Genomic DNA, 24,763 nt, shown 5'->3' with positions numbered 1-24,763 from the left:
TTGATATACATCAACTTTGCCGCCGGGGCCGCCCCCTAGGGTGTGCGGAATGATCCCCCGTGTCTGAGGTTTTTATGTCGCAACTTGCAACGCCTTCATCAAAGAAAACCGGTGCGCTGATTCAGGACTGGCGCCCTGAAGACAGCGCTTTTTGGCAGCAGCGTGGCCAGCGCATCGCCACCCGCAACCTGTGGATTTCCATTCCCTGTCTGCTGCTGGCCTTCTGCGTCTGGATGCTGTTCAGCGCCGTCGCGGTCAACCTGAACAAGGTCGGCTTCAATTTTACCACTGACCAGCTGTTTCTCCTGACGGCGCTGCCGTCGGTCTCGGGCGCTATTTTACGCGTACCGTATTCCTTCGTGATCCCGCTGTTTGGCGGCCGTCGCTGGACCGCCATCAGCACCTGTTTCCTGCTGGTGCCCTGCCTGTGGCTCGGGTTTGCGGTGCAGGACAGCAGTACGCCGTACAGCGTGTTCGTCATTATTTCCCTGCTGTGCGGTTTCGCCGGCGCCAACTTTGCTTCCAGCATGGCCAACATCAGCTTCTTCTTCCCGAAAGCGCGTCAGGGCGGGGCGTTGGGGCTCAACGGCGGGTTGGGCAATCTGGGCGTCAGCGTCATGCAACTGGTCGCGCCGCTGGCGATTTCCTTCAGCCTGTTCGGCCTGTTTGGCGGCACGGCGCAAAACCAGGTAGAGGGGGGCCAGCTGTGGCTGGAAAACGCCGCCTGGATCTGGGTGCCGTTCCTGCTGGTCGGCACGTTGGCGGCCTGGTTCGGCATGAACGATCTGGCGGCGGCCAAGGCATCGCTGCGTCAGCAACTGCCGGTGCTCAAGCGTGGGCATCTGTGGATGCTGAGTCTGCTGTATCTCGCGACCTTTGGTTCTTTCATCGGTTTCTCCGCCGGCTTCGCCATGCTGTCGAAGACGCAGTTCCCCGACGTGGTGATCTTGCATTACGCGTTTTTCGGGCCGTTCCTGGGGGCGCTGGCGCGGCCGGTCGGCGGCGCGTTGTCTGACCGTTTCGGCGGTGTGCGGGTGACGTTGATCAACTTTGTGGTCATGGCCGTTTTTGCCGCGCTGTTGTTCCTGACCTTGCCGAGTGCGGGCGAGGGCGGGTCGTTCATCGCCTTCTACGGCATCTTTATGGTGCTGTTCCTCACTGCGGGGCTGGGCAGCGGATCGACTTTCCAAATGATCGCCGTTATTTTCCGCAAAATCACCGTCGATCGCGTTAAAGCGGCCGGCGGCAGCGATGAAAGCGCGCAGCGTGAGGCAGTAACCGATTCCGCCGCCGCGTTGGGCTTTATCTCGGCGATTGGCGCCGCCGGCGGCTTCTTCATTCCGCAGGCCTTTGGCACCTCACTGGCGCTGACCGGTTCACCTGCGGGCGCGATGAAAGTGTTCCTGGTGTTTTACATTTTGTGCGTCGTGATCACCTGGGCGGTGTATGGCCGCAAGAAAAAAGCCTGAGTGTCAAACGACTTTCTCTATCCCTCCCGACAGGGGAGGGATATTTCGTTCATACCGAAACTTCTCTCTTCTCCTCCTCAGTGAAATTTTCTGCCTTTAGGTAAAATTCTCACCCCCGCTTGCCGTTTTTTTCTTTTTTTATAGTTATATCTCTCAATGTATGAATCCTTTCTCACAAAAGGTTTATATTATTCACGCGGTTTTTTCGTTTTGTTGAGCGTGTTCTTACTATTAAACAATTAATGCTTTTTCCTGCGTTTAAATGAAATTGCTTAGGAGAATACCTAATTGATGTGCGTATTATAAAATCAGCAATAGGGTTTTGTCTTAGATGCTGCGCCCGTTGGATGGAATGAACGCCGGAGTTAAATCAGATAACTCTCATTCTGTTTTTTCCGTCTTTTTGTAGTCTATCTGACGTTCAGATTAGGTGGAAAAACAGAATGAATTCAGGGCGTAGAATGAAATTTCACAATTTCATTCGATTAACAATTAAGCAACGTCGTTAGTTTTTTCTTTCTAAATCAAAGAGGTGCTGGTTTGAATTTTACGGTAGCCAGGAAAGAAATCCATGTTACCAACAGGGAAATAGAGTCGTTTGGATAAACGGAACATCCTGAATCAGGCTTAATGTAAAAAATGAAATCAGAAAATTTTTATAAAAGCCAATATCCGATGAATGCAACCTGTTGAGTTTACATTTAATTTCTTGAACATTTTTTGATATTTCTATACAAAGTGTGCAGGACAGGCACGCTAAGGAAATTAAAAGTGAATCTTGATAAAAGAATAAAGATTAGGAATCTCGATGTTCTGACTCCTGCCGGGGAGAAATTCCGTCTGCGTTGGAAGGAGTATCAAATTCTTTCGCTGCTTGTCGCCAGATCCCCCGAGCTGGTTACCCGAACGGAAATTATAGAAAATATCTGGAAAGGAACCTATTGTTCAGATTCAACGATAAATCAAACAATTAAATCCATTCGTCAGAAAATTAGCGATTCGGAACACACGCTTATCAGAACCATTCCACGCTTGGGTTACAAGGTGGAAAATCAAGCGGCTTTTCACTTTATATCTGAAGATGAAGACTACGCCGATGATGATATATTAAACGGTAACGATGATATTGACGTTGATATTCAAGCGGAACTTTCTGAAAGTGAAAATGAATCGCCTGTAGCCAACGACGAAAAAATAGTTAAGCCGCGTAAATCAACCCTCGTTTCTGCGCCTGTTGCGGCGATGGATTCCTCTCAAGATCCGGCGCATGAAAAGAAGTCGCTGTCCGTGCGCCGCTTTTTCAGCGTGCCTGCCAGTCGCGTGGTGAAATACCTGACGGTGTTCGCCTCGTTACTGGTTATTTCACATTTTTCATATGTCCTGGGCAACCAAACCCGTCCGCCGGTGATCAATGATATTCAGAACAACACGCGCGTGGTGTTGACGCTGACGCTGAATAATCCCCATACCAACAGCCCGCAAACGCTGTTCTGTCTGTACCAGGGAGAGAACATGGATCAGGCCACCATCGAATGTGTCGATCCTAAACAAGGCCAGCTGAAATTGCCGGTAAAATATGAGGCCTCTTCCTCCACCGGTAAAGGTCGGATTAATCTCATATTGCCGAATAAAACCTTGCAATATCAAGTTGCTTACGATGTTAAAAATTAGCGCTGAATGAGGTTTTATCTATAGCGATAATTTTACATTTGATGAAATCTTTTATTTCATTATTTGTTATTTGAAAGCCAGGTTCGATTTGTCCAGTCTGGAACTCATTACCTAACGCGTATTAGCGCCTGTCCCAATCGGGTGACGGGAATAATGAGAACCTGCTGAGTGACAAATTATGGATAAGCGTAAAGTAGCTATTATCGGGGGTTCCGGTTTTATCGGAACACGCCTGGCGAAACGTCTCAGTAAGCGCGATGATCTGACATTGGTCATCGTCGATAAGCAACCCAGTGCACATTTTCCATCCCTTTATCAGTATGGCGATGTGACTCAACCTCAGACTTTGCAAGAACCGCTGGCGGGCTGTGACGCCATCATTAATCTGGCGGCGGAGCATCAGGACAATGTCGATCCCATTTCGCTCTATTATCAGGTCAATGTCGAAGGCGCACGTCATGTCTGCATGACCGCCTCTGCATTGAATATCCGCCAAATCATTTTCACCTCCTCGGTCGCCGTTTACGGGTTCGTCAAGCAGGAAACCGGCGAAGAAGGGCGTTTCGAACCTTTCAACCATTACGGCAAGTCCAAGCTCGAGGCGGAATATGTTTATGAGGCCTGGCGCAAGGCAGACGCCGCAAATAAATTGACCATCATCCGTCCGACGGTGGTGTTCGGCGAAGGCAACCGCGGCAACGTGTATAACCTGTTCCGCCAGATCGCCAGCGGCCGTTTCGTGATGATTGGCAGCGGCAATAATATGAAGTCGATGGCTTACGTCGAGAATATTGCTGCACGGCTGGAGCATGCGTTGGATCAGCAGTCCAGTTATCAGGTCAGTAACTATGTCGATAAACCGGACTTTACGATGAATCAGCTGGTCGACGTTATTTCCTCTTCATTGGGCAGGGAAAATAAGACGATTCGCATTCCTTACGCCTTGGGAATATGCGGCGCAACCGCATTGGATGTCGTGAGTAAAATAAGTCGCAAGAAATTTCCAATCAGTCGCGTCAGAGTGCAGAAATTCTGCGCCAGAACGCAATTTAAAAGCAATGTGCAGAATAATTTCGTGGCGCCGGTCGAACTTGATTCGGCAATCGAAAGAACCATTAAACATGAGTTTTCTGATAGATAACTTAATCGCACGCTGACGTTATTTCGATATTTTCGCTGACAAGCGGATAAATCTGCATTTTCAGGATTAGCGCATGCTGACTTTTATCCTGGCCGGATCAATTTTGTTTTTGTTAATAGCGCATTGGGAGCTGTAACTCAAGGGCGGTAGCGTGCTTATTCGCTGGAGGAACGATGTTATATCAACTGAGCGTGATATTTGTGCTGGCGGTGGCGTGGGTGCTTATTGCCCGCCGCGCCGCCTTGGTGGTGGGGTTAGTGGATAAGCCCAATGCGCGCAAGCAACATCTGGGGCACATTCCGCTGGTCGGCGGCATCGCCGTGTACCTGACGCTGATGCTGATGACGCTGTGGCAACCCGCCTGGCTGCCCGAAAGCACGATCTACCTGCTGTGCATAACGGCGCTGGTGGTGTTGGGCGTGCTGGATGACCGCTTTGATCTGCCCGTGGCGCCGCGCGTCATGGTGCAGGGAGGGATCGCGCTGGCGATGATGCTGGCGGCAGGGATGCAACTCTCCTCGCTGGGTTATGTCTGGGGGCATCAGGAAGTGATGCTCGGCTATGGCGCGTTGCTGCTCACGCCGCTGGCGGTATGGGGAGCGATCAATGCCTACAACATGGTGGATGGCATCGACGGGCAGTTGGGCGCTTTGTCCTGCGTCACCTTCGTCGCGCTGGCCATCGTGTTCGGGCTGGGCGGCCGGGAAGACCTGGCGCTGTGGTGTCTGGGCCTGATCGCCGCTCTGGCGGCTTATCTGCTGTTCAACCTGAGTCTGTTTGGTGCGCGCAGCAAGATCTTTATGGGGGACGCCGGCAGCATGGTGATCGGCTTCAGCGTGCTGTGGCTGGTGTTGCTGGCGACCCAGGGACCGCAGGCGGTGATGCGCCCGGTGACCGCGCTGTGGCTGATCGCCATTCCTCTGATGGACATGGTGACGGTGATGGTGCGCCGCCTGCTGCGCCGCCAAAGCCCATTCAAAGCGGGGCGCGATCATTTGCACCATATTCTGATGCGTCGCGGACTGAATGCGCGCCAGGCGCTGGCGATGAGCACCATGCTGGCGGTGACGCTGGCCTGCATCGGCATCTGCAGCGAAGTGCTGAAACTGCAAGAGAGTTTGATGCTGGTGGCGTTTCTGCTCTGTTTTTGCGGCTATTTCGCCCTGTTGCGCGAGCCGCGTCAGGCGACGGTGTTCAGCGATAATCCGACCGTCGGCCGTTAATCCCCTCACGGGCTGCGGCGGCAGCCCGTTTATCACGGTACTTCCATGAATTTTCATTTGCCTCTTTTGATGCCGTTGGCCTTTACCTCCGCGCTGTTGAGCGGGTGTACGGTGATTCCCGGCTCACATTTACCTACCAGCGGAAAAGCCGTCGTCGTGCAGCAAGACGACGGTTTTGATTTGAATAACCAGGTGCAGGTCTACCGCATGTCGCCGATGTTGCTGCAGAAAATGCGGCGCGTAGAACCGGTCGCCCGGCCGAACCCGGCGCTGGATCAGCGGCTGCAGAACTATCAATACCGTATCGGCGTCGGCGACGTGTTGAACGTCACCGTCTGGGATCACCCTGAGCTGACTACGCCGGCCGGGCAGTACCGCAGCGCCAGCGACACCGGTAACTGGGTCCATGCCGATGGCACGATTTTTTATCCCTATATCGGGCGAGTGGCGGTGGTGGGCAAAACCGTCACCGAAGTGCGCAGCCTGATCGCCGGCCGTCTGGCGCAGTATGTGGAAAGCCCGCAGGTGGATGTCAGCATCGCCGCTTTCCGTTCGCAGAAGGCTTATGTGACCGGTGAGGTGAAAACCTCCGGCCAGCAGGCGATCACCAACGTGCCGCTGACCATCCTGGATGCGATCAACGCCGCCGGCGGCCTGACGGAGAACGCCGACTGGCGCAACGTGGTGCTGACCCATCAGGGCAAGGATCGGGCCATCTCGCTGCAGGCGCTGATGCAGCGCGGCGACATCAGTCAGAACGCGTTGCTGCAGCCGGGTGACATCCTTTACGTCCCGCGCAATGACGAACTGAAAGTGTTCGTGATGGGCGAAGTGGGCAAGCAAGCGACGCTGAAGATGGATCGCAGCGGCATGACGTTGACCGAGGCCCTCGGCTCTTCCGAAGGGATCAGCCAGACGGTCGCGGATGCGACCGGGGTATTCGTGATCCGGCCGAGCGGCGGCAAAACGCCGCAGCGGCTGGCGACGCTGTATCAGTTCGATCTTTCCGACGCCAGCGCGCTGGCGATGGGCGCTGAATTTCAGCTGCAACCTTACGACGTCGTGTACGTCACTGCGGCGCCGGTCGCGCGCTGGAACCGTTTGATCAGCCAGCTGGTGCCGACCATCAGCAGCTTTAACGATCTCAGCGAGGCTACCTTGCGCGTGCGCAACTGGTAAATCCGCAGGATGAATAAGGAACAGAAGATGAAGAACAATGCGCTGTCCGTGATGGTGGCCGAACAAGATGAAAAGCTGGAGTGGGAGCGTCTGGTAGGGCCGCTTTGGGATAACCGCTGGCGGATCGCCGTCGTAACCGGCGTGGCCGGCGCGCTGGGCGTCGCCTATGCCCTGTTGGCGACCCCGGTGTATCAGGCCACGGCGGTGGTGCAGGTGGAGAAACAGCTGTCCGGCGACTCGCTGCTGCGCGAAACGCTGGACAGCTCGATGGGGCAGAATTCGGCGACGCAGGATGAAGTGACGCTGGCCAAGTCGCGCTACGTGCTCGGCAAAACGGTGGATGCCCTTGGCCTGACGGTGCGCGTCGAGCCGGACTATTTCCCGGTATTCGGTAAAGGTTTTGCCCGACTGAGCGGCGAAAAGGCGCCGGTGCTGGATATCGCCACGTTAACGACGCCGCCGGAAATGGAGGGCGAAGCGCTGACGCTGACGGTGCGCGATGGGCAGCATTACGAGCTGAGCCATGACGGCGCCAAACTGTTCAGCGGCGCGGTCGGGCAGCCGGTGGCGCAGGGCGGATGGAACATGGCCGTCTCGGCGCTGGACGCGGCGCCGGGCGCCAGCTTCAAGGTGGTCAAAGTCGCGCGCCAGAAAGCGGTGGACGATCTGCGCAAAAATCTTGACGTAGTGCCGGGCGGTAAAGACAGCGGCATCATGACCTTTACGCTGCCGAGCGAAGATCCGCAGCGCGCCGAGGCGGTGCTGAAGAACATCACCGACAACTACCTGCAGCAGAACGTGGATCGCAAAACGGAAGAGGCGCAGCGAATGCTGGCGTTCCTGCAAGAGCAACTGCCGCAAACGCAAACCTCGCTCAACAACGCCGAAACCCAGCTCAATCAGTTCCGTCAGCAAAACGACTCGGTGGATCTGTCGCTGGAAGCCAAATCGGTGTTGGACACGCAGGTGCAGCTCGAAGCGCAGCTCAATGAACTGACCTTCAAGGAAGCGGAGATCTCCAAGCTCTATACCCGCGCGCACCCGGCTTACCGGGCGCTGCTGGAAAAGCGCGCCACGCTGGAAGCGGAAAAGGCGCGGCTGGGCAAACAGGTGCAGACGCTGCCGAAAATGCAGCAGGAGATCCTGCGTCTCACCCGAGACGTGCAGGTGGATCAGCAGGTTTACATGCAGCTGATGAACAAGCAGCAGGAGCTGAGCATCAGCAAGGCCGGCACGGTAGGCAACGTGCGCATCATCGATGAAGCGGAAACCGCCATTCGGCCGATCCAGCCGCAAAAGATGCTGATCGTGCTGTTGGCGCTGCTGCTGGGCGCCGGGGGCGCCGCCGCGGTGGTGCTGTTGCGCGCGGCCTTCCACCGCGGCATCAATGATATCGATACGCTGGAGAAACGGGGCATCAACGTCTACGCCACCGTGCCGCTGTCGCCGTGGCAGGTGAAGCGCAACCGCGAGCAGCGTCATCTGTTGCCCAAATCCGGCGGCCGGCGCCTGCCGATCCTGGCGGTGGCCGAGCCGACGGATCTGTCGGTGGAGGCAATCCGCAGCCTGCGCACCAGCCTGCATTTCGCCATGCTGGAAGCCAAAAACAATATTCTGATGGTCTCCGGCGCCAGTCCGGAAAGCGGCAAGAGCTTCACCAGCACCAACCTGGCGGTGGTAGTGGCGCAGGCCGGGCAGCGGGTGTTGCTGATCGACGCGGATATGCGCAAAGGCTTTCTGCATCGCTGGCTGGCCGAGGATGGACATCGCGGTTTGTCCGACATGCTGGTGGGTGACGTGATGGCGGAACAGGCGGTGCGAAAAACCGCCATCGCCAACCTGGACTTCGTGCCGCGCGGCCAGGTACCGCCGAATCCGTCCGAACTGCTGATGCATCGCCGCTTCGCCGACTTCCTGCGCTGGGCCGGGCAACACTACGATCTGGTGCTGATCGATACGCCGCCGATTCTGGCGGTGACGGATGCGGCGATCGTCGGTCATCACGCCGGCACCTCGCTGCTGGTGGTGCGTTTTGAAGTGAACACCGTCAAGCAGATCGAAACCAGCATGCGCCGTTTCGAACAGAATGGCGTGGCGATCAAAGGCGTGATCCTCAACGGCATGGTGAAAAAATCCGCCGCCGATGCGGGTTACTACGCCTTTGCCTATCCGAGCCATCAGGAAGAAAAGGTGCCGTAAGCGCATGAAAGCGATGCTGATGAACTCTTTGTGGTTAATGCTGGAGCGGGTATCGCTGAGTCTGTCGGGGATTTTCGTTTCGGTGTACGTCGCGCGCTATCTCGGGCCGGCGCAATACGGTTTGATTAACTACTTGCTGTCGGTGATCGCCATCGCCGTGCCGCTGGTGCAGCTGGGGGCGGACGCGGTGCTGTTCAACCGCGTCGCCAAACGGCGCCGGAGCGGCATGCGGCTGATGCTGGCTTCGATGCGCATCCGCCGCCAGCTGTTTGCGCTGATCGCGCTGCCGCTGATGGCCTGGACGCTGTTGACGCAGGATCGCACCAACCAAATCATGATGCTGCTGATGTTGATCAGCGCGTATTTCTCCGTGCAGGACGTCTACAAAATCTATTACGACGCGCTGCTGAAGTCGAAGTTGAACACGTTGATCAACAACGTCGCGCTGTTGCTGTCGATCGTGATGCGGCTCGGCCTGGTGTACGCGCAATTGCCGCTGGTGTGGTTTGCGCTGCCCTATGTGCTGAGCAGCCTGCTGCCTTATGCGGTGCGCTGGGTGCTGTTCCGTCGCGAGCAGGCGCAGATGCCGGCGATCAGCGGCAGACACAAACGGCGCTACGGCCGCTACCTGTTCAGCGTCGGCTTGCCGCTGGCGATCTCCAGCCTGTCGATCGTCATTTATACGCGCATCGATCAGATCATGCTGGGCAACTATTTGGGAGAACACAGCGTCGGGCTTTACAGCGCCGCCATCACGCTGAGCCAGGGGTGGGTATTCGTGCCCATCGCGCTGATCATGTCGATGATGCCAGGCGTGGCGAACGCCGGTTCGGAGCAGGAACAAGAGGCGCGCATTCGCCAGCTGTATCTGATGGTGCTGGTGCTTTCGATGCCAGTGATAGCGGTGCTGTCGCTGTTTCCGCAGCAGATAGTCGCGCTGATGTTCGGCGAAAGTTACCGGCAAACGGCGACCATTTTGGCGCTGTGCTCGGTGACGTCGCTGTTCTCGGTGATGGGAACGGTGTCTTACCGCGCCATCGTGCTGTTCAGCGGCTATCGATTCATCGCCATCAAAATGCCGCTGGCGGCGTTGGCCAACGTGGTGATGAATTTCATCCTGATCCCGCGCTACGGGATCATGGGCGCGGCGATATCGACGTTGATCACGGAGTTTATTTCATTCTTTGTGCTCAACAGCTTTTTCAGAGGAGGAAAAATTACGCGTTTGCAGGTGACTTGCTATCGGTGTTTTCCGCAATTAATAGGGAAGGTACGAGAAATATATGTTAAATAATCTGGTGAAAGGGTTATACCGACGTATGCCCGATGCAATATATCATCAGTTAAAATACGCAATGTTTTTCCGCAAGGTGCCGCATCTGGCCCATCCGGTGGGGTACAGCGAAAAACTGATGCGTAGGAAAGTTTATCCACTGGCGATATATACGCAGCTATCCGATAAATATCGGGTGAGAGAGTATATCGAACAGCTATGGGGTAAAGAGTATTTGATCGATCTTTACGCGCACGGCAACGAATTTACGGAAGAGATGTATCAGCAGCTGCCCGAGTCGTTTGTGATTAAAGCCAACCATGGCAGCGGATATAACAAGCTGGTATTTGATAAAAGCCAAACCGGTTATAACGAACTGCGGGTGTTGACCAACAGTTGGCTGCGGCAAAGTTTTTATCAGGTTTATCGCGAGCGGCATTATAAAGATATTCCACCTTGCATCATGGTGGAAAGAATGCTGATCGACGAAGGGCAAATACCGAACGACATCAAGATCCACTGTTTTAATCTTGACGGTGAGGTGCGCTTCTTTATTCAGATCGATTATCAGCGCTTTATCGATCATCGCCGCGATTTCTTTGATGCGGACTGGAACCGCACCGAGATCCGCATGGGCGTGCCGAACAGCGACGTGCCGATGTCGCGCCCCAGCGGGCTAAAGGAGATGCTGCGGCTGGCGCGCCAGGTGGCGGAACAATTCTCGTACGTACGCGTCGATTTTTATCAGGTGCAGGATCGCATTTATTTTGGCGAGCTGACTTTCACCCCGGGGGCCGGATTACAACGGCTGATGCCAGAAACAATTGAACAAGAATGGGGAGGGTATTTTCATACGTAGCTGAAACAGGCCGTTGGCTGCGCGTACTCGACCCGAGGCGGGGGGATAACCGGGCAGGGATATGCTGCGATAACAAACTTTTTCTCTGGCATCAGGCTGCACTCGCCAGTTGATAATAGCTTTTGAGGTATTAAATGGACTTATCAATTGTTATTCCCGCTTTTAATAATTCAAACCATCTCGCCGCCACGCTGGCGCGCATGACCCATTATTGCGCCGGTTTTGATTATGAAATTATCGTGGTCGATTATTCATCGGAAGCCGGTGAGTCGGAAAAGATACACGGACTGTTAGCGGCGAATCATCGCGCCAGGCTGCATGAAAGCCGGGTGCGCGGCAATATCGCCGTCGCCTGCAACATCGGTTTTCGCCTGGCGCGTTCTGAGGTGGTTTTTTTTCTGGAACCGGAAGATATGTTTGGCACCAATTATATCATCCGGCGCTTGAGACGGCATGAGGACACGCGGATCGATATCGTGTTCGGCAATTACACCACGGTCAACGACAAGAATGTGCGCAGCTACGTGTTTAATTATCAAGAGGGCGTGGCCGGGGAAGATTTCTTATTTATCGAGATGGGGGATATTCGCACCTCGACCATCAGCGTGCGCAAGAAACAAGACCGGCGGTTTTTATTTCCGGAGTTTTTGGCCCGTTACCAGGACTGGGGGTTTTTGGTCAACGCCACCAACCTGGGCGCCCGGGTGGTTCACGATCAGGGCGGTGGGGTGTTCATCCGCTGCGGCGACGAGGATCTGAACCGCTGCCGATTGAACATCGATGCCAGCGAACGCTTTATCGATACCTATCTGCAGGCCAGCGGCCGTTATATCAGCGGCTTTGCCTGTAAACACCTGCTGGCTTCGCTGTACAGCGAAGATCTGCAGGCTTTCAACTACTACTCATCGCGCATGGAGCGCCACACCCTGAGCGGCAAATTCAAGGCGATCAAGCTGTATGGCGACTGTCTGGCCAGGCTGGGACTGTTTCCATTGGGGGGGAGGCTGCTGCGCACGGCCCGCGAGGGATTACGGAGGTGACATGCAACCGCGGAAAATCGCAATTGTAATCGAAGACATCGGCGGCAAAGGCGGCACCGAACGGGTGGCCAGCAGCCTGGCCAATGCGCTGACCACCCGCTTCGGCCACCAGGTCGAACTGATATCCATCTGCGGGGATCGGGCGTTCTATCCGCTGGAGCCGGCGGTGACGCTGCGCTTCATGCGCGGCAAGACGCTGCTCTGGCCGTGGCGCCTGGCGCTGTTCTTACGCCGCGGCCGCTATGACGCCATCATCACCGTCTCGATGGGGAAACTCTCGGTGATCATGGTGCCTTACCTGCGGCTGTTGTGTCCCGGCAGCCGCTTGGTGCTGAGTGAACATGTCAGTTTCCACCAGTATCCGTGGCCGATGAAGTGGCTGAAGGTGCTGATCTACCGGCTGGGCGATCGCACCGTGCTGCTGACGCAAAAAGATCTGGCGAATATCGGCCGCTGGGTGCCCGCCCGCAAATGTCGGGTGATTGAGAACGTGTCGCCGTTTCCGCTGCGGGCGCCGCATCCGGAACAGCAACAGCCGGTGGCGCTGGCGGTCGGCCGACTGTGCCACCAGAAAGGCTTCGACCGGCTGATCGCCGCCTGGCGGCAGGTGGCGCAGCAGGCGCCGCAGTGGCGGCTGCACATCGTCGGCGATGGCCCGGATCGGGCGGCGTTGCAACGGCAGATCGCCGATTACGGGCTCGACGACCGGGTGCAGCTGCTGCCGGCCACCGCTGATATCGCCGGGCATTACCGGCAGGCGAGCCTGTTGCTGATGACCTCTCGCTACGAAGGCCTGCCGATGGTGCTGATCGAAGCCATGAGCTTCGGCCTGCCGCTGGTGGCTTTTGACTGTCTGACCGGCCCGGCGGAGCTGATCGACGATCGCGAAAACGGTTATCTGGTGACGGACGGCGACGTCGACACCTTCAGTCAGCGCGTCCTGGCGCTGATCGGCGACGGCGAACTGCGTCGCCGCTTCTCCCACCGTGCGTTGGAAAAGGCGCAGCGGTTTGTGCCTGAACGTATTTACCCCCAGTGGCAAGAGCTTATCGTCTGAGGTAATCATCATGGAAAAAGTGTCCGTCATTATGCCGGCTTATAACGCCGCCGGTTTTATCCGCGAGTCGATCCTTGGCGTATTGAATCAAACTTATCAGGACTATCACCTGTATGTGATTGACGACGCCTCCACCGACAACACCGCTGAGGTGGTCAAGCCGTTCATTCACGATCGGCTGACCTACATCCGCAACAACGCCAATCAGGGGGTGGCCGAAACGCGCAACATCGCCATCGAGGCGGCGCGCGGCGACTACATCGCGTTTTGCGACAGCGACGATGTTTGGCACCCGAATAAGCTGGCCCGCCAGGTCGGCATCCTTAAAACCCAGCGTTACGACGTGGTCTGCTCGCACTATTACACCTTCGAGAATGACCTGGCGCAGGTGAAAAACTACCGCGGCGCCGGGGAGATCATCGCCTACCGCGACATGTTGAAAAGCAACTGGATCGGCAACCTGACCGGCATGTACAACCAGCGCCGGGTCGGCAAGGTCTACCAGCGCAAGGTCGGGCACGAAGACTATGTGATGTGGCTGTCTATTCTGGAGCGCGCGCGCAATCGCCTGGCGTACTGTATTCCGGAGCCGCTGGCGTTTTACCGGCTGTCCGCCAATTCGCTGTCCGGCAACAAGATCCGCGCGGCGGACTGGCAGTGGCAGATCTACCGTCGTCATCTGGGGCTCTCTTATCAAAAATCCTGCTACCTGTTCTTCTCCTACCTGTACAGCGCGGTGATGAAAAGACAATGACCAGCAAAATCTTGAACGCAGCCTGCGTGCTGATCGGATGCGGGCTGGCGGCTCAGGCCGGGGCGGCGGGCTGCGAGACCAATCTGCTGACCAACCCCGGTTTTGAGCAGGGACAGACGGGCTGGTCGCTGCCGCCGGCCAAGGTGGTCTCCGGCGGCCGCAGCGGCCGCGCCAGCCTGTACTACAGCAATCCTGACCCGGCGGAGTATCACCAGATGCTGCAAACGCTGCAGGTGAAAGCGGGCCAGACGATCGCGTTCGGCGTGTGGGTGCGCGGCGATAACCTGCGCGGCAAAGGCGATCAGCCGGGCGCCGGGGTGTACGTCGAAAGCTATGACGCCAAGGGGCGCCACCTGGCCGGCAGCTACCCGCAAGGCCTGCTGGGCAGCAGCGGTTGGCAGCCGGTGGAGGGCAGCTTCACCGTACCGGCAGAGGCCACCACCACCGTACTGGGGCTGTATATGCGCAAGGGCACGACCGGCAACGCCTGGTTCGACGATGCCTACGTTTGCAGCCAGCCGACGGCGCCGGCGTTGTATCAGATGCGCGCCGGCGGGCAATCGGCCTCCAGCCTGATCGAAGTGCAGCAGCCTCAGGAAGTGCAGGTGGAAAGTACGCTGCTCGATAGCCAACGCACCGCCGTGCGGCAGGAGAGCCGCCGCTACCATGTCGCCGAGCGTCAGCGCGTAGAGTTCTCGCTGCCGGCCAACCTGGCCGCCGGCGAGTACCGCCTGCAGCAGCAGGTGACGGACGTGGCGTCGAAGCACAGCCGGAGCAGCGAAATGCCGGTCAGCATCGGCGAGGCGCCGCCGAAAGTGGCGCTGGACGAGCAGGGCTATACGCTGCGGCAGGGCAAGCGCTTCTTTCCGCTGGGCATCTACATGTACGGCAACATGGCGACCGATGAACATCTGGCGCGCATCCGCGACGCCGGTTTCAACACCGTGCTGAATTACAACTACGGCGCAGGGCGCGACCCGTACGCCTATTTCCGCAAAACGCAGCAGTACGGGCTGCAGGTGATTTTCTCGCTGAAGGATTTCTACCCCGGCCTCGACTCTGCGCCGAAAACGCGCCTGAGCTACCCGCAGTTGACGGCGTCTTATGTGGAGAAGTTTAAAACTCAGCCGAACCTGCTCGCCTGGTACATCAACGATGAGCTGGCGCCGAAGTATGCGCCGCAGATAGAGCAGATGCATCTGCAGGTGAAGCAACAAGACCCTGACCATCTGACCTTTCAGGCGCTGAATCAGACCGGCGCGCTCAACGCCTATTTCAACAGTTCCGACGTGTTGGCCAGCGATCCTTATCCGGTCGGACGCGATGCCGATATGACGCGCACGCTGGAATACTCGCGCCTGACGGTGCAGGTGGCGCGTCAGGCGAAGGGCGCCTGGCTGGTGATGCAGATCATGGATCACGCCGCCTATGAGCCGCACCGCAAGCCGCGCCAGCCGAGCGAAGCGGAGATCCGCAACCAGGCCTGGCTGGGGCTGATCGGCGGCGTCAAAGGGCTGCTGTTCTACTCCTATACCGACCTGTTCTACAAGCGCCGCAGCGGCGATTTCAACCAACAGGAATTCGACGGTATTTGGCAAGGGGTTGCCCGCGTGGCGCAACAGATCGACAGCTTCACGCCGTACCTGCTCTCGGGCGAAAGCGCGACGCTGTCCGGCAACAACACTGCCGTACCGGCGCGGCTGTTTATCGACGGCGAGCGCGGCCTGGTGCTGATCGCCAACCCGTACTATCGGCCGATGGCCGCCCGTTTTGACCTGCCGCCCGGCTGGCGCTGGCAGGGGCAGCCGCAGATCGACGCCAAATTGCCCGCGGTGGGCAGCAGCGCGCTGTGGGTGCAACGAGACACTAGCAATCAATAAGGATACCCGTTCATGACTATCACGCTAAGCCTGATCGTCCCGGTGTATAAGGTGGAAGCCTACATCGAAGCGTGCCTGGACTCGGTGCTGAGTCAATTGCCCGACTGGGCGGAAGTGATCCTCGTCGATGACGGCAGCCCGGACGGCTCCATCGCCGTCGCGCAAGAGGTGCTGTGCCGTTATCCGGCGTTGAAAACGCAGGTCAGCATCCTGCGCCAGGAAAACCAGGGGTTGAGCGCCGCGCGCAACGCCGGGATCGCCCATGCCGACGGCGAATATCTCGGTTTTCTGGACTCCGACGACGTGCTGCTGCCGGGCTATTTCAGCATTTTGGGGCGCCTGCTGGCGGATAACCCGCAGGTGGAAATCGTGGCGTTCAACGCCCAGCGCTTCTCGCGGCTGAAAAACGGCAAGATAGAACCGGATGGCCTGATGGCGATCGTGCCCGGCAACGCCGCGCCACAGGAGCGCGAGCCGCATATGGCGCTGTTGGCTGACAGTTTTAACCGCAGCCTGTGGTACGCCTGGGCGCGGATTTATCACCGTTCGCTGTTCAACGACGCCGCGTTTCCGGCGGGGCGCAACTTCGAGGATATCCAGCTGATCCCGCAGCTGTATCTGAAAGCGAACCGCATCGTGGTGTGCGACACGCCGTTAGTAGGATACCGCGCTAACCCCAACGGCATCACGCGCGCGCCGAAGCGGCGGGATTTGGACGATCTCGATTACGCCATCGAGCGCGCTGACAGCGGGCGCCGCCGCGAGGGGGGAAGGGATTCCACTCGGTGCTGTTCGTCACCACGCTTGAAGGCGCGTCTGCTGGTCGGGCTGGACTTCTTCGGCCTGCGTGACGCGCTGCGGGAAACCGCCGAGCTGAAACGGCGCTATGCCCGGCTGCGGGCGGAGGAGCGGCAAATGCTGAGCCGCAAGAACCGCCTGTTCTACCGCAGTCCGCTGGTCTACTACCTGATGGCCAGTCTCTACAACCGTTTCGGGTGAATCTGACCGTGCCCGAACGACGATAAACCCGTGTGGAAGCCCATTATGAGTATCAAAGTCAGCGTCATTATTCCGACCTATGGCCGCAGCGAACTGCTGGCGCGCGCCATCGACAGCGTCCTGGCGCAAACCCATCAGCCGGTGGAGATCGTGGTGGTGGACGATAATCCGCCGAACCATCCGCAGCGCCAGGCCACCCGCGAACGGCTGGCCGGCTATATTGCCGCCGGGCAGATCGTCTATTGCCCGCGCGCGCGCAACGGCGGCGGGGCGCGGGCGCGCAACAGCGGCATCCTGCGCGCCACCGGGGAATACCTCACTTTTCTGGACGACGACGATTACTACCACCCGGAGAAGATCGCCCGTCAGCTGGCCTTTATGCAGCGCGGCGATTACCCCGTCAGCCTGTGCGATATGGATATTCTGCAGGACGGCCAAATCAGCGCCGAGCGCTATTACCGCGCCCGCTGCGACGGCCTGGAGGACTTCATGCTGGCCGGCGTCGCTTACACGCCGATGATCATGCTGCGCCGGGAGGCGGCGATCGCGGTGCGCGGGTTCTTCAATACCCCGCGTTATCAGGATCATATCTTCATTTATCGCCTGCTGGCGGCGGGCATGCGCATCGGCACGTTGCACGAGCGCCTGGCGGTGCATAACGATCACGACGGTGAGCGTATTACCTCCAGCCCGAAAGGCATCATCGGCTATCACAACAAAATGCAGTTCGAGCGCCGGTTGATGCCGCAGATTTCGCCGCGGGCGCGCAAGGTGATGCGGCTGCGCCACACCTGTATCACGTCGCGCATCATCACCGACAGCCGAAGCCGTCTCGGCGGCGTGCTGCACGGCATGAAGGGCATCATCTACGTCAACAGCGGGGTGATGGCCGGCGTTTACATGAAGAACATTCTGCGCAACGTCTTCTTCCGCGGCGTCCCTTTCTGAAACCCGACGCGGGGTTTTCCCCGCGTCCTACCCCAAATACCCCGTCTTGCCTCCCACACGTTCGCCTTCATCTTGATATTCTGATTTATTCATTTTAATTCAAACAATTAATTCTATTTCTCACCCCTATACTTTGGTGGTATTTCCCGCCCGGCGCACGCGTCGCCCGCCGCTTTCTCTTGATCGCAATCAATTTGCCGCCGGTTGGCCGTCAGTAGGCTGGCGGCAGATTGAGCATGTCTTCTTATAACGACAAGAGCCTTCAGGAGCATTCCGGATGAGCAAATTTTTAGACCATTTCCGCTATTTCAAGCAGTTGGCGGAGCCTTTTTCTGGCGATCACGGCCAGACCTTGAACACCAACCGCGACTGGGAAGACGGCTACCGCAGCCGTTGGCAGCATGACAAAGTGGTGCGTTCCACCCACGGCGTGAACTGCACCGGTTCCTGCAGTTGGAAGATCTACGTGAAGAATGGTCTGGTGACCTGGGAAACCCAGCAAACCGACTATCCGCGCACCCGCCCCGATCTGCCCAACCATGAACCGCGCGGCTGCCCGCGCGGCGCCAGCTACTCCTGGTACCTGTACAGCGCCAACCGGCTGAAATACCCGCTGATGCGCAAGCGGCTGCTCAAACTGTGGCGCGAGGCGAAAGCGCAGCACAGCGATCCGGTCGAGGCCTGGGGATCGATCGTCGGCGATGCGGAAAAAGCCAAAAGCTACAAGGTGGCGCGCGGCCGCGGCGGTTTCGTCCGCTCCAGCTGGCAAGAGGTCAATGAACTGATCGCCGCCGCCAACGTCTATACCGCCAAAACCTTCGGCCCTGACCGCATTATCGGCTTCTCGCCGATCCCGGCGATGTCGATGGTGTCCTACGCCGCCGGCGCCCGTTACCTGTCGCTGATCGGCGGCGCCTGCCTGAGCTTCTACGACTGGTATTGCGATTTGCCGCCGGCTTCGCCGATGACCTGGGGCGAGCAGACCGACGTGCCGGAGTCCGCCGACTGGTACAACTCCTCCTACATCATCGCCTGGGGCTCCAACGTGCCGCAGACGCGCACCCCGGACGCCCACTTCTTTACCGAAGTGCGCTACAAGGGCACCAAAACCGTGGCGGTGACGCCGGACTACGCCGAAGTCGCCAAGCTGTGCGACCACTGGCTGAATCCGAAGCAGGGCACCGACAGCGCGATGGCGCTGGCGATGGGCCATGTGATGCTGAAAGAGTTCCATCTCGATCGCGAAGTCGGCTACTTCCGCGACTACGTGCGCCGCTATACCGACATGCCGATGCTGGTGCTGCTGGAGCCGCGTGAAGGCGGCCACTACGCCGCCGGCCGCCTGCTGCGCGCCGCCGATCTGGTGGACGGACTGGGCCAGGAAAACAATCCCGAGTGGAAAACTGTCGCTATCGACAGCCGCAGCGGCGAGCTGGTGGCGCCGCAGGGCTCCATCGGTTTCCGCTGGGGCGAGAAGGGCAAGTGGAACCTGGAGCAGCGCGAAGGCAAGTCGCAACAGGAAGTCGAGCTGCAGCTCAGTCTCCTGGGCATGCATGACGACGTTGCCGAGGTGGGCTTCCCGTACTTCGGCGGCGCCGACAGCGAGCATTTCAACAGCGTGGCGCTGGACGAAATCCTGCTGCACAAGCTGCCGGTGAAACGCCTGCGGCTGGCGGACGGCAGCGAAGCGCTGGTGACCAGCGTGTATGACCTGCTGCTTGCCAACTACGGCCTGGAGCGCGGGCTGGACGACGCCAACTGTGCCGCCGACTATGACGAGGTCAAGGCTTACAGCCCAGCCTGGGCCGAGCAGATCACCGGCGTGTCGCGCCACAACATCATCCGCATTGCCCGCGAGTTCGCGGAAAACGCCGAGAAGACCCACGGCCGTTCGATGATCATCGTCGGCGCCGGCGTCAACCACTGGTATCACATGGACATGACCTACCGCGGCCTGATCAATATGTTGATCTTCTGCGGTTGCGTCGGCCAGAGCGGCGGCGGCTGGGCGCACTACGTCGGCCAGGAAAAACTGCGGCCGCAAACCGGCTGGCTGCCGCTGGCGTTCGGCCTTGACTGGCAGCGCCCGCCGCGCCACATGAACAGCACCTCGTTCTTCTACAACCATTCCAGCCAATGGCGCTATGAAACCGTCGGCGCCGATGAGCTGCTGTCGCCGCTGGCGGACAAATCGCGCTTCGGCGGCAGCCTGATCGACTTCAACGTGCGCGCGGAGCGCATGGGCTGGCTGCCGTCGGCGCCGCAGCTGGGCGCCAATCCGCTGCGCCTGGCGGAGCAGGCCCGTGCTGCCGGCCAATCGCCGGTTGAGTTCACCGTCGACAGCCTGAAGAGCGGCGCGCTGGGCTTTGCCGCCGAGCAGCCGGACAATCCGCAGAACTTCCCGCGCAACCTGTTCGTCTGGCGCTCCAACCTGCTGGGTTCTTCCGGCAAGGGCCATGAATACATGCTCAAATACCTGTTGGGCACCGAGAACGGTATCCAGGGGAAAGATCTCGGCCAGCAGGGCGGCGTGAAGCCGCAGGAAGTGGAATGGCGCGAGCAGGGCGGCGAAGGCAAACTGGATCTGGTGGTGACGCTCGATTTCCGCATGTCGAGCACCTGCCTGTATTCCGACGTGGTGCTGCCGACCGCCACCTGGTACGAAAAAGACGACATGAACACCTCCGACATGCATCCGTTCATTCATCCGCTGTCGGCGGCGGTCGATCCGGCCTGGGATTCGAAGAGCGACTGGGAAATCTACAAGGGCATCGCCAAAGCCTTCTCCGAGGTGTGCGTCGGCCATCTGGGCCAGGAAACCGACGTGGTGACCTTGCCTATTCAGCACGACTCCGCCGCCGAGCTGGCGCAGCCTTACGGCGTGCAGGATTGGAAGAAAGGCGAGTGCGAACTGATCCCCGGCAAAACCGCGCCGCACATCATCGCGGTGGAGCGCGATTATCCGGCCACCTACGAGCGTTTTACCTCCTTGGGGCCGTTGATGGACAAACTGGGCAACGGCGGCAAGGGCATTAGCTGGAATACCCAAACCGAGGTCGATTTCCTCAAGCAGCTTAACTACGTCAAGGCCGACGGCCCGGCGGCGGGGCGGCCGAAGATCGAGAGCGCGATAGACGCGGCGGAAGTGATCCTGTCGCTGGCGCCGGAAACCAACGGCCAGGTGGCGGTGAAAGCCTGGGAAGCGCTGAGCAACGTCACCGGACGCGATCACCGGCATCTGGCGCTGAACAAGGAAGACGAGAAAATTCGCTTCCGCGACATTCAGGCGCAGCCGCGCAAAATCATCTCCAGCCCAACCTGGTCCGGCCTGGAAGACGAGCACGTCTCCTATAACGCCTGCTACACCAACGTGCATGAGCTGATCCCGTGGCGCACCCTCAGCGGCCGTCAGCAGCTGTATCAGGATCACGAGTGGATGCGCGCCTTCGGCGAAAGCCTGCTGGCGTATAGGCCGCCGATCGACACCCGCGCCGCGCAGCCGCTGCTCAACAGCAAACCGAACGGCAACAAGGAGAAGGCGCTGAACTTCCTGACGCCGCACCAGAAGTGGGGCATTCACTCCACCTACAGCGACAACCTGCTGATGCTGACGCTGTCGCGCGGCGGCCCGATCGTCTGGCTGAGCGAAGACGACGCCAAAGATCTGGGCATCGCGGACAACGACTGGATCGAGGCCTTCAACGCCAACGGCGCGCTGACGGCGCGCGCGGTGGTCAGCCAGCGTATCCCGGCGGGGATGACCATGATGTACCACGCGCAGGAGCGCATCGTGAATCTGCCCGGCTCGGAGATCACACGCCAACGCGGCGGCATCCATAACTCGGTGACCCGCGCTTGCCCGAAACCGACCCACATGATCGGCGGCTATGCGCAGCTGGCCTACGGCTTCAACTACTACGGCACCGTCGGCTCCAACCGCGACGAGTTCGTGGTGGTGCGCAAGATGAACCGTATTGATTGGTTGGACGATGAAGGCAACGACTACGCGCAGGGCAGTCAGCAGGAGAACAACAAATGAAAATTCGTTCGCAAGTCGGCATGGTGCTGAATCTGGACAAGTGCATCGGTTGCCACACCTGTTCGGTCACCTGCAAGAACGTCTGGACCAGCCGCGAGGGGATGGAATACGCCTGGTTCAACAACGTGGAAAGCAAGCCCGGCGTCGGGTATCCGCACGCCTGGGAAGATCAGGAAAAATGGAAGGGCGGCTGGATCCGTAAAATCAACGGCAAGCTGGAACCGCGCATGGGCAGCCGCGTCGGCGTGCTGGCGAAAATCTTCGCCAACCCGGACGTGCCGGCGCTGGATGACTACTACGAGCCGTTCGATTACGACTACCAGCACCTGCACACCGCCAAACAGGGCAAACACCAGCCGGTGGCGCGCCCGCGCTCGGTGATCACCGGTCGGCGCATGAACAAGATCGAAAGCGGCCCGAACTGGGAAGAGATCCTCGGCGGAGAGTTCGAAAAACGTTCGCAGGACAAGAACTTCGACAACCTGCAGAAGGCGATGTACGGCCAGTTCGAAAACACCTTCATGATGTATTTGCCGCGCCTGTGCGAGCACTGCCTCAACCCGGCCTGCGTCGCCACCTGCCCGAGCGGGGCGATCTACAAGCGCGGCGAAGACGGCATCGTGCTGATCGATCAGGACAAGTGTCGCGGTTGGCGCATGTGTCTGACCGGTTGCCCGTACAAGAAAATCTACTTCAACTGGAAGAGCGGCAAGTCCGAGAAGTGCATCTTCTGCTACCCGCGCATCGAAGCCGGGCAGCCGACGGTCTGTTCGGAAACCTGCGTCGGCCGCATCCGCTACCTCGGCGTGCTGCTGTACGACGCCGATCGCATCGAGCAGGCGGCGGCGGTGGAAAGCGACAAGGATCTGTACCAGAGCCAGCTCGATATCTTCCTCGATCCGCATGACCCGAAGGTGATTGCTCAGGCGCTGGCGGACGGCGTGCCGCAGGGCGTAATCGAAGCCGCTCAGCAGTCGCCGGTGTACAAAATGGCGATGGACTGGAAGCTGGCGCTGCCGCTGCACCCGGAATACCGCACGCTGCCGATGGTGTGGTACGTGCCGCCGTTGTCGCCGATTCAGTCGGCCGCCGACGCCGGCGAGCTGGCGCACAGCGGCGTATTGCCGGACGTCGAGAGCCTGCGCATTCCGGTGCAGTATCTGGCGAACCTGCTGACCGCCGGCGATACCGAGCCGGTGCTGCTGGCGCTGAAACGCATGCTGGCGATGCGCCACTACAAGCGGGCGGAAACCGTCGACGGCGTGGTGGACATCAGCGCGCTGGAGCAGGTCGGTCTGAGCGAAGCGCAGGCGCAGGAGATGTATCGCTACCTGGCGATCGCCAACTATGAAGATCGCTTCGTGGTGCCGTCGAGCCACCGCGAGCTGGCGCGCGAAGCCTTCCCCGAAAGCAAAGGCTGCGGTTTCAGCTTCGGCGACGGCTGCCACGGCAGCGACGGCAAGTTCAATCTGTTCAACAGCCGTCGTATCGACGCCATTGACGTGACCGCGAAAACCGCGCGGCCGGAGGATGCCTCATGATCAGCCTGAAAGTGATCGCCCGCCTGCTGGATTACCCGGAGCAGGCGCTGTTTGACCATCAGCAGGCGCTGATTGAAGCGCTGGAACCGGCCAGCGAGCTGGATCTGCACCACAGCGCGCTGCTGATTCTGTTTATCCGCCGCCTGTGCGCGCGCCCGTTGTTGGACGCGCAGGCCGACTATTGCGAGCTGTTCGATCGCGGCCGCGCCACCTCGCTGCTGCTGTTTGAACACGTGCACGGCGAGTCGCGCGATCGCGGCCAGGCGATGGTTGACCTGATGGCGCAGTACCGCGCCGCCGGGCTGGAGATCGACAGCCGCGAGCTGCCTGATTTCCTGCCGCTGTACCTGGAGTATTTGGCCAGCCGCAGCGCGGCACAGGTGCGGGAAGGGCTGCAGGACATTGCGCCGATCCTGGCGCTGCTGGGCGCGCGCTTGCAGCAGCGCGAAAGCCCGTACGCGGTGCTGTTCGATCTGCTGTTGGCGCTGTCCGGCAGCGATGCGCAGGCGCAGGCGCTGAAGACGCAGGTGGCGCAAGAGGCGCGCGACGATACGCCGCAGGCGCTGGATGCGGTATGGGAAGAGGAGCAGGTCAAATTTCTCGGCGAGCAGGGCTGCGCCTCCGCCCAGCAGACGGCGCACCAGCGGCGCTTCGCCGGCGCGGTGGCGCCACAGTATCTGGACCTGACGGATGCGTTAACCGGAACCAAAGGACGCTAATCATGCAATTTTTGAATCAATTCTTCTTCGACATCTACCCTTATCTGGCCGGCGCGGTGTTCCTGATCGGCAGCTGGCTGCGCTACGACTACGGGCAGTACAGCTGGCGCGCCGGCTCCAGCCAGATGCTGGATAAAAAGGGCATGCGGCTGGCGTCCAACCTGTTCCACATCGGCATTATCGGCATCTTCGCGGGCCACTTCCTCGGCATGCTGACGCCGCACTGGATGTATGAGGCCTTCCTGCCGATCGACGTGAAGCAGAAGCTGGCGATGATCGCCGGCGGCGCCTGCGGCCTGATGACGCTGATCGGCGGCGCGCTGCTGCTGAAGCGCCGGTTGACCAACCCGCGGGTGCGCGCCACCAGCAGCGTCGCCGACATCCTGATCCTGACATTGCTGGTGGTGCAGGTGTGCCTGGGGTTGCTGACCATTCCGTTCTCCGCCCAGCATATGGACGGCAGCGAAATGATGAAGCTGGTGGCCTGGGCGCAGGCGGTCGTGACCTTCCACGCCGGCGCTTCTGCGCACCTGGAAGGCGTGGCGCTGATCTTCAAGCTGCATATGGTGCTGGGCATGACGCTGTTCGTGCTGTTCCCGTTCTGCCGCCTGGTGCATATCTGGAGTGCGCCGGTAGAGTACCTGACCCGCCGTTACCAGCTGGTGCGCAACCGCCGCTGAGCCTGACCCCGCCGCCGCCGATCGCCAGCGGCGGCGCTATTCCGATAATTCTCCCGCCGTCTGCCCATTCTCGTCGCCTTGTCGTAAACTCA

The 24,763-nt window shown here is 59.1% G+C and carries 18 protein-coding genes; all 18 read left to right on the top strand.

Annotated features, from left to right (window positions below):
• The first annotated feature begins 74 nt into the window (after positions 1-74).
• The 18 genes from SERRSCBI_RS13710 to narI all read left to right on the top strand — a co-directional run bounded on the left by SERRSCBI_RS13710 (position 75) and on the right by narI (position 24,671).
• On the top strand, positions 75-1,469 hold the full coding sequence (locus SERRSCBI_RS13710; protein ID WP_033650893.1) for a NarK family nitrate/nitrite MFS transporter: 1,395 nt from the start codon (positions 75-77) through the stop codon (positions 1,467-1,469).
• Between the two features lie 771 nt (positions 1,470-2,240).
• Complete coding sequence (locus tag SERRSCBI_RS13705) at positions 2,241-3,140, top strand: transcriptional regulator (RefSeq protein WP_042784789.1); 900 nt, start codon at positions 2,241-2,243, stop codon at positions 3,138-3,140.
• 178 nt (positions 3,141-3,318) lie between these two features.
• Positions 3,319-4,281, top strand: a complete 963-nt coding sequence (locus SERRSCBI_RS13700) for an NAD(P)-dependent oxidoreductase (protein WP_033643442.1) — start codon at positions 3,319-3,321, stop codon at positions 4,279-4,281.
• A gap of 173 nt (positions 4,282-4,454) precedes the next feature.
• On the top strand, positions 4,455-5,504 hold the full coding sequence (wecA, locus tag SERRSCBI_RS13695) for a UDP-N-acetylglucosamine--undecaprenyl-phosphate N-acetylglucosaminephosphotransferase (RefSeq protein ID WP_033643441.1): 1,050 nt from the start codon (positions 4,455-4,457) through the stop codon (positions 5,502-5,504).
• Between the two features lie 45 nt (positions 5,505-5,549).
• Complete coding sequence (locus SERRSCBI_RS13690; RefSeq protein ID WP_033650895.1) at positions 5,550-6,683, top strand: polysaccharide export protein; 1,134 nt, start codon at positions 5,550-5,552, stop codon at positions 6,681-6,683.
• Positions 6,684-6,710: 27 nt separating this feature from the next.
• Positions 6,711-8,882, top strand: coding sequence for a polysaccharide biosynthesis tyrosine autokinase (locus SERRSCBI_RS13685; RefSeq protein ID WP_042784788.1), 2,172 nt, complete (start codon positions 6,711-6,713; stop codon positions 8,880-8,882).
• A gap of 4 nt (positions 8,883-8,886) precedes the next feature.
• Positions 8,887-10,176, top strand: a complete 1,290-nt coding sequence (locus SERRSCBI_RS13680; protein ID WP_033643437.1) for a flippase — start codon at positions 8,887-8,889, stop codon at positions 10,174-10,176.
• A complete protein-coding gene (locus tag SERRSCBI_RS13675) occupies positions 10,166-11,014 on the top strand; it encodes an ATP-grasp fold amidoligase family protein (RefSeq protein ID WP_033643436.1) in 849 nt (282 codons plus the stop codon). Before SERRSCBI_RS13680 ends, SERRSCBI_RS13675 begins: the two co-directional genes overlap by 11 nt.
• 134 nt (positions 11,015-11,148) lie before the next feature.
• On the top strand, positions 11,149-12,054 hold the full coding sequence (locus SERRSCBI_RS13670; protein WP_033643435.1) for a glycosyltransferase family A protein: 906 nt from the start codon (positions 11,149-11,151) through the stop codon (positions 12,052-12,054).
• Between the two features lies 1 nt (position 12,055).
• On the top strand, positions 12,056-13,111 hold the full coding sequence (locus tag SERRSCBI_RS13665) for a glycosyltransferase family 4 protein (RefSeq protein WP_042784787.1): 1,056 nt from the start codon (positions 12,056-12,058) through the stop codon (positions 13,109-13,111).
• Between the two features lie 10 nt (positions 13,112-13,121).
• On the top strand, positions 13,122-13,865 hold the full coding sequence (locus tag SERRSCBI_RS13660) for a glycosyltransferase family 2 protein (protein WP_033643433.1): 744 nt from the start codon (positions 13,122-13,124) through the stop codon (positions 13,863-13,865).
• On the top strand, positions 13,862-15,745 hold the full coding sequence (locus SERRSCBI_RS13655; protein WP_042784785.1) for a carbohydrate-binding protein: 1,884 nt from the start codon (positions 13,862-13,864) through the stop codon (positions 15,743-15,745). The genes SERRSCBI_RS13660 and SERRSCBI_RS13655 overlap by 4 nt, the downstream gene beginning before the upstream one ends.
• Before the next feature lie 12 nt (positions 15,746-15,757).
• Positions 15,758-16,744, top strand: a complete 987-nt coding sequence (locus SERRSCBI_RS13650; RefSeq protein ID WP_042784784.1) for a glycosyltransferase family 2 protein — start codon at positions 15,758-15,760, stop codon at positions 16,742-16,744.
• A 45-nt stretch (positions 16,745-16,789) separates the two neighbouring features.
• On the top strand, positions 16,790-17,692 hold the full coding sequence (locus tag SERRSCBI_RS13645; protein ID WP_033650901.1) for a glycosyltransferase family 2 protein: 903 nt from the start codon (positions 16,790-16,792) through the stop codon (positions 17,690-17,692).
• 277 nt (positions 17,693-17,969) lie between these two features.
• Positions 17,970-21,731, top strand: a complete 3,762-nt coding sequence (locus SERRSCBI_RS13640; protein WP_042784783.1) for a nitrate reductase subunit alpha — start codon at positions 17,970-17,972, stop codon at positions 21,729-21,731.
• Positions 21,728-23,272 carry a nitrate reductase subunit beta gene (gene narH / locus SERRSCBI_RS13635; protein ID WP_042784782.1) on the top strand — a complete coding sequence of 515 codons (1,545 nt, stop codon included), beginning with the start codon at positions 21,728-21,730 and terminating at the stop codon, positions 23,270-23,272. The genes SERRSCBI_RS13640 and narH overlap by 4 nt, the downstream gene beginning before the upstream one ends.
• Positions 23,269-23,991 carry a nitrate reductase molybdenum cofactor assembly chaperone gene (gene narJ, locus SERRSCBI_RS13630; RefSeq protein WP_042784780.1) on the top strand — a complete coding sequence of 241 codons (723 nt, stop codon included), beginning with the start codon at positions 23,269-23,271 and terminating at the stop codon, positions 23,989-23,991. The genes narH and narJ overlap by 4 nt, the downstream gene beginning before the upstream one ends.
• A gap of 2 nt (positions 23,992-23,993) precedes the next feature.
• Positions 23,994-24,671 (top strand): respiratory nitrate reductase subunit gamma, encoded by a 678-nt coding sequence (narI, locus tag SERRSCBI_RS13625; RefSeq protein ID WP_033643426.1) that lies wholly within the window; start codon positions 23,994-23,996, stop codon positions 24,669-24,671.
• The last annotated feature ends 92 nt before the right edge of the window (positions 24,672-24,763 follow it).

Source organism: Serratia sp. SCBI (genome assembly GCF_000747565.1).
Lineage (GTDB): Bacteria > Pseudomonadota > Gammaproteobacteria > Enterobacterales > Enterobacteriaceae > Serratia > Serratia ureilytica.
The sequence above is the reverse complement of the archived record's forward strand: the minus strand, read 5'-3'. Positions and strand labels throughout refer to the sequence as shown.

Coding starts and splice junctions, on each gene's coding strand:
- SERRSCBI_RS13680 (WP_033643437.1), top strand. CDS start 8,887: ATGAAAGCGATGCTGATGAACTCTTTGTGGTTAATGCTGGAGCGGGTA.
- SERRSCBI_RS13660 (WP_033643433.1), top strand. CDS start 13,122: ATGGAAAAAGTGTCCGTCATTATGCCGGCTTATAACGCCGCCGGTTTT.
- narH (WP_042784782.1), top strand. CDS start 21,728: ATGAAAATTCGTTCGCAAGTCGGCATGGTGCTGAATCTGGACAAGTGC.
- SERRSCBI_RS13670 (WP_033643435.1), top strand. CDS start 11,149: ATGGACTTATCAATTGTTATTCCCGCTTTTAATAATTCAAACCATCTC.
- SERRSCBI_RS13645 (WP_033650901.1), top strand. CDS start 16,790: ATGAGTATCAAAGTCAGCGTCATTATTCCGACCTATGGCCGCAGCGAA.
- SERRSCBI_RS13685 (WP_042784788.1), top strand. CDS start 6,711: ATGAAGAACAATGCGCTGTCCGTGATGGTGGCCGAACAAGATGAAAAG.
- SERRSCBI_RS13710 (WP_033650893.1), top strand. CDS start 75: ATGTCGCAACTTGCAACGCCTTCATCAAAGAAAACCGGTGCGCTGATT.
- SERRSCBI_RS13665 (WP_042784787.1), top strand. CDS start 12,056: ATGCAACCGCGGAAAATCGCAATTGTAATCGAAGACATCGGCGGCAAA.
- SERRSCBI_RS13675 (WP_033643436.1), top strand. CDS start 10,166: ATGTTAAATAATCTGGTGAAAGGGTTATACCGACGTATGCCCGATGCA.
- SERRSCBI_RS13690 (WP_033650895.1), top strand. CDS start 5,550: ATGAATTTTCATTTGCCTCTTTTGATGCCGTTGGCCTTTACCTCCGCG.
- narJ (WP_042784780.1), top strand. CDS start 23,269: ATGATCAGCCTGAAAGTGATCGCCCGCCTGCTGGATTACCCGGAGCAG.
- SERRSCBI_RS13655 (WP_042784785.1), top strand. CDS start 13,862: ATGACCAGCAAAATCTTGAACGCAGCCTGCGTGCTGATCGGATGCGGG.
- narI (WP_033643426.1), top strand. CDS start 23,994: ATGCAATTTTTGAATCAATTCTTCTTCGACATCTACCCTTATCTGGCC.
- wecA (WP_033643441.1), top strand. CDS start 4,455: ATGTTATATCAACTGAGCGTGATATTTGTGCTGGCGGTGGCGTGGGTG.
- SERRSCBI_RS13640 (WP_042784783.1), top strand. CDS start 17,970: ATGAGCAAATTTTTAGACCATTTCCGCTATTTCAAGCAGTTGGCGGAG.
- SERRSCBI_RS13650 (WP_042784784.1), top strand. CDS start 15,758: ATGACTATCACGCTAAGCCTGATCGTCCCGGTGTATAAGGTGGAAGCC.
- SERRSCBI_RS13700 (WP_033643442.1), top strand. CDS start 3,319: ATGGATAAGCGTAAAGTAGCTATTATCGGGGGTTCCGGTTTTATCGGA.